9 protein-coding genes are annotated in these 11307 nt (G+C 41.4%); 5 read left to right on the top strand and 4 right to left on the bottom strand.

Features of this window, described 5'->3' with window-relative positions:
* Nucleotides 1-47 precede the first annotated feature (47 nt).
* Nucleotides 48-647 carry an RNA polymerase sigma factor gene (locus tag IV512_RS05155; protein WP_245224678.1) on the top strand — a complete coding sequence of 200 codons (600 nt, stop codon included), beginning with the start codon at nucleotides 48-50 and terminating at the stop codon, nucleotides 645-647.
* Between the two features lie 133 nt (nucleotides 648-780).
* On the opposite strand, the gene IV512_RS05160 is transcribed toward IV512_RS05155, so the two are convergent.
* The 4 genes from IV512_RS05160 to IV512_RS05175 form a co-directional block, all read right to left on the bottom strand.
* Nucleotides 781-4344 (bottom strand): metallophosphatase, encoded by a 3564-nt coding sequence (locus IV512_RS05160; protein ID WP_209401315.1) that lies wholly within the window; start codon nucleotides 4342-4344, stop codon nucleotides 781-783.
* Nucleotides 4345-4510: 166 nt separating this feature from the next.
* Complete coding sequence (locus IV512_RS05165) at nucleotides 4511-4888, bottom strand: hypothetical protein (RefSeq protein WP_209401316.1); 378 nt, start codon at nucleotides 4886-4888, stop codon at nucleotides 4511-4513.
* A 372-nt stretch (nucleotides 4889-5260) separates the two neighbouring features.
* Entirely contained in the window at nucleotides 5261-5893 is a 633-nt protein-coding gene (locus IV512_RS05170; protein ID WP_209401318.1) for a bifunctional 4-hydroxy-2-oxoglutarate aldolase/2-dehydro-3-deoxy-phosphogluconate aldolase, read from the bottom strand.
* Entirely contained in the window at nucleotides 5883-6836 is a 954-nt protein-coding gene (locus IV512_RS05175; protein WP_209401320.1) for a 2-dehydro-3-deoxygalactonokinase, read from the bottom strand. Before IV512_RS05175 ends, IV512_RS05170 begins: the two co-directional genes overlap by 11 nt.
* Nucleotides 6837-6961: 125 nt before the next feature.
* Between IV512_RS05175 and IV512_RS05180 the strand changes: the two genes are divergently transcribed.
* The 4 genes from IV512_RS05180 to IV512_RS05195 all read left to right on the top strand — a co-directional run bounded on the left by IV512_RS05180 (nucleotide 6962) and on the right by IV512_RS05195 (nucleotide 11289).
* Nucleotides 6962-7990 (top strand): kelch repeat-containing protein, encoded by a 1029-nt coding sequence (locus IV512_RS05180; RefSeq protein WP_209401322.1) that lies wholly within the window; start codon nucleotides 6962-6964, stop codon nucleotides 7988-7990.
* A 93-nt stretch (nucleotides 7991-8083) separates the two neighbouring features.
* Nucleotides 8084-9145, top strand: a complete 1062-nt coding sequence (locus tag IV512_RS05185; RefSeq protein ID WP_209401324.1) for a pyridoxal-phosphate dependent enzyme — start codon at nucleotides 8084-8086, stop codon at nucleotides 9143-9145.
* A gap of 12 nt (nucleotides 9146-9157) precedes the next feature.
* On the top strand, nucleotides 9158-10231 hold the full coding sequence (locus IV512_RS05190; RefSeq protein ID WP_209401326.1) for a DUF1611 domain-containing protein: 1074 nt from the start codon (nucleotides 9158-9160) through the stop codon (nucleotides 10229-10231).
* On the top strand, nucleotides 10228-11289 hold the full coding sequence (locus IV512_RS05195) for a mandelate racemase/muconate lactonizing enzyme family protein (RefSeq protein ID WP_209401328.1): 1062 nt from the start codon (nucleotides 10228-10230) through the stop codon (nucleotides 11287-11289). The genes IV512_RS05190 and IV512_RS05195 overlap by 4 nt, the downstream gene beginning before the upstream one ends.
* The last annotated feature ends 18 nt before the right edge of the window (nucleotides 11290-11307 follow it).

Here is an 11307-nt window from a genome sequence, read left to right on the forward strand (position 1 = left end):
TTATAAACCCCTCTATTTTTTTTATAATTTTTTATGATAACACTAATATGAAGATTGATTTTAATGAAGATAGACTGCTTGCTGCGAGATTAAAAAGTGGTGATGAAATGGCATACGATACTTTAATGAACCAGTATTATGTACTGTTGTGCAATTACGCTTTTACATTTACAAAGAACCGTGATAATGCAGAAGATATAGTACAAAATGTAATGGTCGATTTATGGATTAAAAGAAAGAAAATCAAACCAGAACTTTCCCTAAAAAATTATTTATACAAATCAGTATATAATGGGTTTATATCTCAATACAGAAAAGAAAAGCCAGTCATTTATCTTGAGAAAAAACATATTGACGCTGTTGATGCTATAATGGAAAGTAATCAAGAGGAAGTACAACGTTTAATTCGGTTGGTGAATCGTGAAATTGAGAAATTACCCAGAAAGTGTCGTGAAATATTCTTGCTTAATAAGAAAGATGGCTTAACACACACTGAAATCTCCGAACACTTGAATATTTCTACCAAAACCGTTGAGGGGCATATTACAAGGGCCTTTAAGACTCTAAAAGATAGCCTAGAGGAAAATGTTAGACCAGTATTATTTATTATATTTCCAAATAGAGCTACAGATATCTGTACTAAATGATTAATTCTAAATATGAAAGCAGTTCATATACTCTAGAACTACTCCCATACTGCGAAAACAATGATAAAATGAGTTGATAGCGACTTAATATCCGAAGCAATATTAAAATATGGTCCCATATCTCCCCACTCTCCTAAAAATTAAAGCCAACACTGAATATTAATCGGTTGCCATCTTCCCCATGATAAAAACCAAGATTTCCGGTAAATGCGCTAAAACCCGATACCCATACCGAACCTCCGTAGTCATTATGCCATTTCGATGAATTATCATTTTCCGCCCAAACGCGTCCATAGTCAAAACCTGCACTTACCCCCAACTGAAGCGGAATAAAATTGGTTCTGAACCTAGTTATACCGACCCTTAAATCTGTACTTTGGTAAAAAGCGCTCTTCCCATTAAATCGCTCGTTTCTATAGGCCCGTAAACTTTGGTTTCCACCTAAAAGGGCACCGTGGTAGAATTCATAATTATCGCCCAAGACCACCTCCCCTGCAACTTTTGTGGCGATTACGGCTATGCCGCTCGGGTGTAACGGATATACCAATGACAGCGTAGGTTTCACATACCCGAAACGATTGCCGTAGCCATCAATATTCGACTTATAGCCCGCAATCACATCGGCTTCCATCGCCCGATTTGGAAAAGCTGGGTCATTTTGGTTCTTATAGTTATAGCCTACCTCGGTCGTAGCATATAATTGTTGCTCATAGACATCATCATCGGCAGCAAATGACTGTCCCACAAAACGGTTGCTGTCATTAGACACATCAAAAGACTCTATAGCTGTTCTTAAATGATAGCTGCTGCCTCTATTTTTATGCACTAAATAAGGGGAGAATTTCCATTGCCTGATACGAACTCGGTTGTAATCGCGGTCAAGGTCATTATCATACTGTGAATTATTGCCCTCTCCAAAATAGTTCATTGTAAAATTGGGGCTGGCATATCTTAAATCGAGACCTAGGTTCCAATTATAAAATATATGGCCGAATTCAGCATTATAATCAATCGCGAATCCGTTGGTGGCGAAAAAGTATTCGGAACCGATAGTATGCTGTGTTTCAAAAGGATTATTAACCAACCCATAAGTGGTAAAACGATTTTTGAGTCCTAACCTGAACCCGGTATCACCATCATACCCTAGGCTTGGGAACACAATATTCTCATGATATTTTCTCTTTTGATAATCGTGATTGTTAACATTATATGAATCTGTAAGCCATTTTTTTGATTTCGGATTCACAATAGTATTTTTCTTGCTCTTATAATCGTAGAGCTTCACCTTTTTGGCGGTCTTAAAATCGTAGGTGTCGTTTTTCTTACCCCCCATAATTTTAATATCTATAGGGTTATTACCCTCTCCGGTGACGGTAAACGAATCTTTACCGTCAAGCCCATACAACCAAATCTCTTTGGTTTGTTTGGAATCGTATGAGTTATTGAACACCATAGCATCTTTTGAAATGCTAATGTTGGTCACGCCGTTCGGTTTTCTGGTAATCAAAAAATCATCATCATCTTCTGTTCCAATAACAACCTCAAATTTTTTAAGGTAGTCGTAGTACGATTTTGCTATTTTTTCTAATCCATCACGTCTTAACTGCAAGTTCTTTTTTATGGTTTCTATGCTGCTATCTTGCGCTTCTTTCGGGAGGGACTCAAATGCTGCGTTGATTTCTTCATCCGTCAGGTTCTCTTGAATAAAATCTACCTGCGCTTTCCAATCTTCCCAATTTGCAGTTTTTATAAACGCTTTATCTAGGGGATAACCGGAATAGTTGAACCATTTGGCATTCTTGACATCGGCATCAAAACTTTCCATTTTTCGTAGTATTGGAAAAGAAAGCTTCAACATGGCGATTATAGGTCCGTCGTATTTAGGAAAAGCCTGATCCCAATCACGTGGTATGGCCTCATATCTTTTACGGCCATCTTCGGTTTCGAACTGTGCCCAACGCCATTGGTCTTGATGGCGGTCCCAATTGCCGACCAGCATATCGAATAGCCGGGCCCGTATAAAACTTGCTTCATCTACATAAGATTCTTTCGACTCCCTCAGCTCTAAGCGTAGATCCTTCGTACTTAAAATATCATCGGGTTTTCCGAAGGTTTCAAAACTTTTGTTTTCATCTCCCACATGTTCTTCGAGCATAAAAAGTGCATCGCCATAGTCTTCGTTATAAATGCCCAACCCCTTTTGTTTGGGCACATAATATATATTCGGGTTTGCGTGAAGCACACCGAGCGATTCAGAAAGCTCGTTCATTGAAAATTGCGCATAAGGGTGCGCCGTGGTATAAAAATCGAGCAAGTATCGCTCTGCGACCGTATTTTTGAGGTAATCTTCAACATAATGATTGTCGATGGCATTGGTCTGCAGAAATCGAACGGCGCTTTTGCGTAGCGCGCGCAATGTATATTCATGCTCATTATCATCGATTAATCGAAGTGACCGTGATTGCGTTCCGCCACCTTCGGAAATAGGCCTTACATTGTCTGGTAGCTCGTCTATTTGTAAAACTGGAGCTTCAATTTCTTTACTGTAAAGATTTCTGTAATGATTTCCCCAGAGCCACTTGTAAAAACCACTCTTATCGGTTTCTTCTTTCGTATATATAGATGCCTTAGCGGTAGGGCCATATGGTTTTTTTGGAAATGAAATATCATCTACAGAGAGCCGCTCACGTTGAATTTTATGGGTAAAAATCGATTTGGAAGTATCGTCACCTATTTCAAAAAAGTCAACCTCAGAACTACCATCTTTAAAAACGGTCAATTTTGCATACCCCTGCTTATCACTTTCAAAATGCTCATCTTTTGGCGCTCTTGCTTTTTCGGTTTTGCCCACAGCCCCGCTGATAATCTGCGGAATGCCATCATCTTCTAAATACTGTAGATTACGGTCTTTACCCGACACGAATATGACATCTTCGAACTGACTGGCAATGGTCTCTAGGCGCCCACGTAAAGCTCGATTTTGTTCATTTTGATATGATTCGGGTCTAAAACCGCCCATTTTATCTATGACGGAAATCGTACTGTTACTCATTACCGGTTGATAGACGGCAACGATGACCGTTTTGCCCTGACTGTCTTTTAAGTCATCTTTAAACTCCGCCCAAAACTGATCTCTGGTCTTAAGTTCGCACTTCTCGTTAATATACGGGTGGTCGTCCCAATCTTCTAAAAACCATTGCGAATCTACCATTACGAGTACCACATCGTCATTAATTGTCTCACGCTCCAGCGGGCATCCATCATTGGGCCAAAATTTAGCAGTACTGTTATCTTGCAAAAATGATTCTAGGTCATCGATACTTTGGGGGGCATCGGTCAACCATTCATTTTTACCGGGTGTTAGAATTACGTTCCCGTTAAAATGGTCCCAGGTTTTCATCAAGGGCCTCAAATACTCTTTTTCTTTGTCTTGCTTTTTGTTCTTTGACGGAAAACCCTCTTCATTTATAACATTACCCAACAAGAGTAAGGTTGCATCGGTATCATTTTTTGAATCGGTATTGATTTGCTCTAAAATTTTTTGAGCCTCTTCAAACGGTACGTTACCCACGTTTGAAGTGATATAAAATGAGTGGGAAGCTTCCTTATCAGAAGGGTAGTTTGGCGCCTGCGATTTTTGTGCAAATACACCAGTGTAGCAAATAAGAAAGATATAAATAAAAAATTGTGAACGCATGTAGTATTTTTTGTTTAGCACTTGTAAGAATCTGAATTATAAAAAGATATGATTTATAATAGCCGATTCAACCTTACAATAGAAATAGGATTTTTAACAAACCAAAAAATCCGAATCGATAAGAATCCGGATTTAAGATTTGATAATATTTTATTTAAAAGGAGATTTATTGCTGCGCTGAATTAACTGAAGACCATTCTAAAATTTCATTTTGAATCTCTTCTGGACTACTTTTTTTGTTTTCTGCCAGTCGGGCCACTACGGTATGAAAACTTCCTTCTTCATAATCGGTGTCTACATCTTTTAAATCGGGATAATTTGCAAGATATTCATCCCGCACCGCTAACCATTGTTTTTCTAGTCTTGAATCAAAATTGGTCGACCGAGCTCCTCCATTGTCAACGGGGCTGGGTTTATCCTCATTACTATTTTCGTTAGGTTCTCTATCGTTATGCTCAGAATTCATACCTCGGTTCTGCTGAACATCATTTTCCAAGCCTTCATGCTTTCTCTCGTTATCTCGATGTTTGTTTTCTGTAATCATAAGACAATGTTTTGATAAAAATTATTGGAATATAAAGGTAGAGATCAACCAGCCATCAAGATGACGCAATACATAATTTAAATGACCTGAAAAATTCGAAGGTACCTTTAGACAATAGGTTTGGGTAAATTTTGGGGCTGGGTCGACCAAGCTAATCATAAGGCCATAGAAAAAGATACCCTAGGGCGGCCAGAATAAAAATGATGATACCAAAGCAGCCGACAAAAAAACAGCTTTTAAAAACGTCTTTGGTTCTAACGACTTCTTCTTTCATCTTGGTAAGTTGAGTGCGAATTTAACTATTATCGAACTCTTTGAGATCAATTAGGAATTTCTATTTTTTGGATCAATTTTGGCCAAAGCAGTAACGACCTATAGAATCAAACTGGCAACCTTTTGAAAATGCTTCTCCAAGCCCTCAAAATCTTGGTTTTTGATGAGGTTTTTATCGAAGAGCGAGCTGCCCATACCCACACCTATGGCACCAGCCTTAAAAAAGGCACTGATATTATCGGCAGAAACCCCACCTGTAGGCAGAAGTTTGATATCGTTCAAAGGGGCCAAGACGTCTTTGACATATTTCGGACCTAATTGCGTTGCAGGAAAAATTTTGACCGCCGAGGCACCTAACTTCCAGGCCGTATAAATTTCAGTTGGGGTATACGCCCCGGGAAATATCGGAATATCTCTTCTCACGCATCGTTCAATAACTTCGGTATCAATAATGGGCGTAACGATAAATTGGGCGCCAGCAGAAAGCGCTATTTCAAGATCATCTTGAGTACATACGGTACCTGCGCCTACATTAAGGTCGGTATATCTTTCTCGTAAAACCGAAATGGTTTTGACAACATCAGGAGAATTCATGGTGATTTCCAAGGTGTAAAAACCACTCTTTAGGTAAATGGGTACAAGCTGTAAAACTTCATCGGTAGACAGGCCGCGCAATATGCCTACGATGGGATTCTGATTGAAGCGGGGCCAAGAAAAGGGGTTATGAGACATACGTTTTCAGTACTTTTAGTTGCCCGGCGAAAAGGGCATTTTCCATATCGCCGCTATTGAAGCATATCAAGTCGTCTTGCGATAAAAAATAGGTTAAAGCGAGCCTATAAAGTTTGCTATAGATTCCCGTAGCACCAAGAAATACTTTCTCATTTTTATCTACGAGCCCCGATAGCTCACTACCGATCAACAATCCTGAAAGAAAAAAAGAATTCTCTATAGATGAAACCCCATTCAGTAGGCTATTTGCCCTTATAGCGAATAGGTGTTCCATTAGTCCGTTTGACAAGCCCTTTTTAACACCGCTTAAAAAAACATCTTCATAAGAATCGTCCCAAACTGCATGTGTTGTAGTAGCGGCCAGAATACTATGTTGGCTGATAACTTCAAAAAGTTCGCCCGTCATAAAAGTCTTAAAATTCTCGAAGCGCCCATTTTTAAAATTGATGTGTTTACAGTGGGTTCCCGGTTGAATTAGAATGCCGGTATCGGTCATCGGAAGGTGATTGGCGATACCGATGGCCTGAACTTCTTCGCCGCGCATAACGTCGTTATCGGTTTTCACCCCAGAGACCAGAATAAGATCAGGGGCATCGGGAAACTCAATCATCTCTTTTAAAAGATCGAACCCGGTAAAGGCAAAGGGCATATTACCATAGGGCAATTCTTTCATGCCAATCGATGAAGACATCATGCCCGAGGCCACAATTACGGTTTTATTGGCATCGGCGAGTTTCAGTTTCGTGACCTGTTCCATTAAATAAGAAAGAAAAAACTCTTTACGTTCGAAACTTTCTTGCTCGTTGAACTTTTGAAATCTCTTTTTTATACCCTCGTCACTTTTAAATTCAGATAGCACCTCGAAGGTAGAAGTGTCTACAGCACGAAGTCTAAAATTGGAAGTGCCCCAATCGCAGCTAATAAAGTAAGAGGGTAAGTTCATATCTGTTGGCGAGCCAATAAATATAAGAAATTAGCCCTAACGCCACAGTTCTTTTCTAAATATACACTTCGTGGCCTTGTAATTATACCTTACTTTTAAGATATTCCACGAATTAATTAATCTGTATGATACGATTTATTGCTTTGATAAGCTTGGTCATCTTAATGATCAATTGTAAAGAAACCAAAAAAGTCGAGAAGGAGGTAACTACTGAAAAAATCGAAGGCCAGGCTTCCGCTGAATGGCAACCTGTAATTACCGAAGATGGCACAGAGCCTGTTGCGAGACATGAAGCCGCCTTTGTTAAGGTGGGCGCTGCCTTTTATTTGTTGGGGGGAAGGGATATTCGCCCCTTAAGCATTTATAACACCAAAAGTAAAACTTGGTCAGAAGGGCAAAAGCCACCGATTGAGCTTCATCATTTTCAGCCTGTGGTATTCGAAGATAAAATATATGTAATTACAGCCTTAACAGGAAAGTGGCCTGGTGAGACTCCAACAGAGTACATTTATGTGTATGACCCGAAGGCCGACAAATGGTCGAAAGGCGATATGATACCTGCCGATAGAAGAAGGGGCTCTACCGGAAACGCATTGCACAACGGTAAAATTTATGTGGCCTGCGGTATTAAGAATGGTCATATTGGAGACCATAAAAACTGGATGGATAGCTATGACCCCAAAACGGGAGAGTGGAAAGTTTTGAGCGATGCCCCCCGAGCACGTGACCATTTTCAAGCGGTACTGGCCGATGGAAAAATTTATGCCCCGGCCGGTAGAAGAACGGGCAGTGAACCTGATAACCCGTTCGGGGGAACGGTAGCAGAGGTAGATGTCTACGATATTGAGAGCGATACTTGGCAGACATTGAGCGACCCTATTCCAACAAAACGTGCGGGTAATGCGGCTATACTTTTTGAGAACGAAGTATGGGTTGTTGGGGGTGAATCTTCGAAACAAGAAAAGGCCCATGCCGATGTTGAGGCACTCGATTTGACGAACAATATATGGAGAACCCTTCCCAGCCTAAAAGAAGGAAGGCATGGTACCGGACTTATCCTTTTCGAAAATAATGTTTTTATTGCTTCGGGTTGTGGAAACAGGGGCGGTTCACCAGAATTGACTTCCATGGAAAAGTACGTGTCAGAACCCTAAAACTCGTTGCTTCGATTTGGCACTAATTTGTGAAAACATGTATAAAAAGAAATTACATTTGATACCACTATTCCAGTTTAGAATACTTATGAAATGGATTTAAGAGACGGTGTTAAAACCGCTGAAAACAAGGTCTCTTCGGAGACCAAAAAACTAAGCGCGTTCGTTCGGGACAAGAGCAAATCGCTCATGGACCGACTTGAATCGTACGAAGACATCATCAACCTTGAGGTCGGTGATACGGGCCTCCACCGAGCCAAATCTTTAGAGCGCGAGTTTGATATTCGCCAGCTCTATATCAAATATGAAGGCGATAACCCGACCGGTACCCAAAAAGACCGCATAGCCTTTGCCCAAATGTACGATGCCCTTCGTCGCGATTTTAGTACGGTATCACTCGCCACCTGCGGAAATTATGGTGTGGCCGTGGCCCTTGCCGCACATTTGGCAGGGCTAGAGTGCCATATTTATATTCCGGAATCGTACCATACCGAACGAATTGCCGAAATGGAGCTGCTGGGCTCTAAAATTATTCGTTTACCTGGTAATTATGAAGATGTGGTCAAGGCCAGCAGCGAATTGGCAGTGGCCAATGGGTGGTATGACGCCAACCCTGGCGGATCGAACACCCCTCTGCAGATCAGTGCTTACTCCCAAATTGCCACCGAGATTTTTGAAGACTTGGGCGATGCGCCCAAATATTGTGCGGTGCCCGTCTCCAACGGTACCCTTTTCGCCGGTATTTATCGCGGATTCGTGAATCTGTACAAACGAGGAAAAACGTCGCGCATTCCGAAAATGGTGGCGGCATCCTCCTCGAAAAAGAACCCGATTATCCAGTCTTTTTTGCAGGGCTTGGATTATTGTAAAGATTTGAAACCGGAACAGATCAAGGAGACCAAATACAATGAACCCTTGATCAACTGGCACAGTTTTGATGGTGAAGAGGCCTTGTACGCGTTGAGAGAATCCGAAGGGGAGGCTTATAACGTAAGTGATAGGAAATTAAGAGATATGACCGCCCTGTTGGCGAAAAAAGAAGGCTTTCGCATTTTACCGGCTTCCACTGCTGGCCTAATTGCCTTATTGGAGCTAGACGAACAAATGAATTTTGAACCCGACCGGTTCGTTGCGGTATTGACCGCAAAAAATTAAAATATTTTTATAATGAAAGAATCAATCGATGGTAAGGCCCTTGTTTATTGTGAAGGAGCCTTCAACACCCCTAATGGAAAAACAGCGCACGGGCTTGTACGTTTTACCGAGCGTTATGAAATTGTAGGCGTGCTAGATAAAAAGTATAAAGGGAGGGATGCCGGTAAAGTGCTTGATGGTAAGCCGAACGGAATTCCAATATTTGAAAACCTCGAAGCGGCTATTGATGCCTTGGAGCCCAACGGAAATATGCCAAAATCATTGGTAGTCGGCTTGGCGCCCGATGGGGGCCGTTTGCCCAACGAAGCTACGGCAACGATCAAAAAAGCCCTTCAGATGGGCTGGAACGTTGATAGCGGATTACATGATTTCTTATCTAACGATGCTGTAATGGTACAAATAGCAGCGGAGAACAATTGTCGCATTCGTGATGTAAGAAAGACGCCGGATCGAGACAAGTTGCACTTTTTTACGGGAGAAATCGAAAAAGTCGATTGTTTAAAATTGGCTGTGTTAGGCACTGATTCTGCCTTGGGCAAAAGAACCACTTCTTGGTTACTGGTTCATGGGTTCAGAGATGCGGGGCTAAAATCTGAAATGATCGGTACCGGGCAAACCGCGTGGATGCAAGGGGCCAAATACAGCATGGTGATGGATAGTTGTATAAACGACTTTGTTTCCGGTGAAATCGAACATGCGGTGGTAAGCGCCTATAATAACGAAAAGCCCGATGTTATCGTAATTGAAGGGCAGGGTAGTTTGATGAATCCCGCTTATCCGGGTGGGTTTGAAATATTGGCCGCGGGTAGGCCCGATTATGTTATTCTTCAGCATGCGCCCAAAAGAGAGGAGTATGATGGTTTTCCTGGTTATAAACTGCATTCCCTACCCGAACAAATCAATGCCATTGAAGTCATTTCGGGCAAGAAGGTAATCGCCATTACCGTTAACCATGAAAATATGCAAGAAGATGAAATTTTAGAGGCTTGCAAGCAGATTACCTTAGAGACCAAATTACCGGCCTTTGATGTGTTGAAGTATGGTGTCAAAGATTTAATTCAACTTTTGAAGGAGAAAATCAAATGAGAATTACCCATATTAGTTATGAGCGTTTGAACCTAAAACTTTCTGAGCCTTATACCATTGCGTATGAGACTATTGATAGCACGGTAAACTTTATTTTAAAGGTAGAGACGGACTCTCATATCGTTGGTTATGGGTGCGCTGCTCCCGACAAGATTGTTACCGGTGAAACTGCTGCTGAGGTTGAAGACGCTATCACCAACACCATTATTCCTCTTTTAAAAGGCAAAGACCCGTTCACCTATGCCCTCATTTTAATGGAACTTAAAGGTATGTTGGGCAAAAAATCGTCATCATTGACCATGGTCGATATGGCCCTACATGATTTAATTGCCCGTAAGGCAGATGTACCTTTATATCGGTTTCTAGGAGGATTTCAAAAAAGTATAGCCACAAGTATAACCATTGGCATATTGCCGCTTAATGATACTTTGATCCAAGCTCGGGAATTTGTCGAAAAGGGCTTTACGATACTGAAAGTTAAGGGCGGTCATAGTTTGGAAGAGGATATTGAGAAAATGACCAGGTTACATGAAGAATTCCCTGATATTACCCTTCGTTTCGATGGAAATCAAGGCTATTCGGTAATTGATTCGGTCGCATTTGTAAAGGCGACCAGCCAGATAGGAATTGAAATCTTCGAGCAGCCCACCAAACTCGAAAAAGAAGAACGCCTAGGGGAGGTTATGAATCAAGTCGATATTCCTGTGATGGCCGATGAAAGCTTAAAGACGTTGACCGACGCTTTTCGTTTGGCCCAGAACGAAAGGGTAGATATGGTGAACATCAAACTCATGAAAGTCGGCGGTATTTTAGAGGGAATGCACATCAATTCGGTAGCAAAAGCTGCCGGTATCGAAAGTATGATCGGATGTAACGATGAATCTGCCTTGGGTATTTCAGCGGGATTGCACTTTGCCTTATCAAGGCCCAACATTCGTTATGCAGATTTAGATGGGCACCTTGATGTTCTAGATGATCCGTTTAAAGGGTTGTTCCACTTAAAAAATGGTGTGCTGTATCCGACGGAAGCGCCGGGTCTAGGCGAAATAAAATATTGAAATGCTTCGTGATGTGCG

This window comes from Pseudozobellia sp. WGM2 (assembly GCF_017810075.1).
Taxonomy (GTDB): Bacteria; Bacteroidota; Bacteroidia; order Flavobacteriales; family Flavobacteriaceae; genus JADNYK01.

Coding starts and splice junctions, on each gene's coding strand:
- IV512_RS05155 (WP_245224678.1), top strand. CDS start 48: ATGAAGATTGATTTTAATGAAGATAGACTGCTTGCTGCGAGATTAAAA.
- IV512_RS05160 (WP_209401315.1), bottom strand. CDS start 4,344: ATGCGTTCACAATTTTTTATTTATATCTTTCTTATTTGCTACACTGGT.
- IV512_RS05165 (WP_209401316.1), bottom strand. CDS start 4,888: ATGATTACAGAAAACAAACATCGAGATAACGAGAGAAAGCATGAAGGC.
- IV512_RS05170 (WP_209401318.1), bottom strand. CDS start 5,893: ATGTCTCATAACCCCTTTTCTTGGCCCCGCTTCAATCAGAATCCCATC.
- IV512_RS05175 (WP_209401320.1), bottom strand. CDS start 6,836: ATGAACTTACCCTCTTACTTTATTAGCTGCGATTGGGGCACTTCCAAT.
- IV512_RS05180 (WP_209401322.1), top strand. CDS start 6,962: ATGATACGATTTATTGCTTTGATAAGCTTGGTCATCTTAATGATCAAT.
- IV512_RS05185 (WP_209401324.1), top strand. CDS start 8,084: ATGGATTTAAGAGACGGTGTTAAAACCGCTGAAAACAAGGTCTCTTCG.
- IV512_RS05190 (WP_209401326.1), top strand. CDS start 9,158: ATGAAAGAATCAATCGATGGTAAGGCCCTTGTTTATTGTGAAGGAGCC.
- IV512_RS05195 (WP_209401328.1), top strand. CDS start 10,228: ATGAGAATTACCCATATTAGTTATGAGCGTTTGAACCTAAAACTTTCT.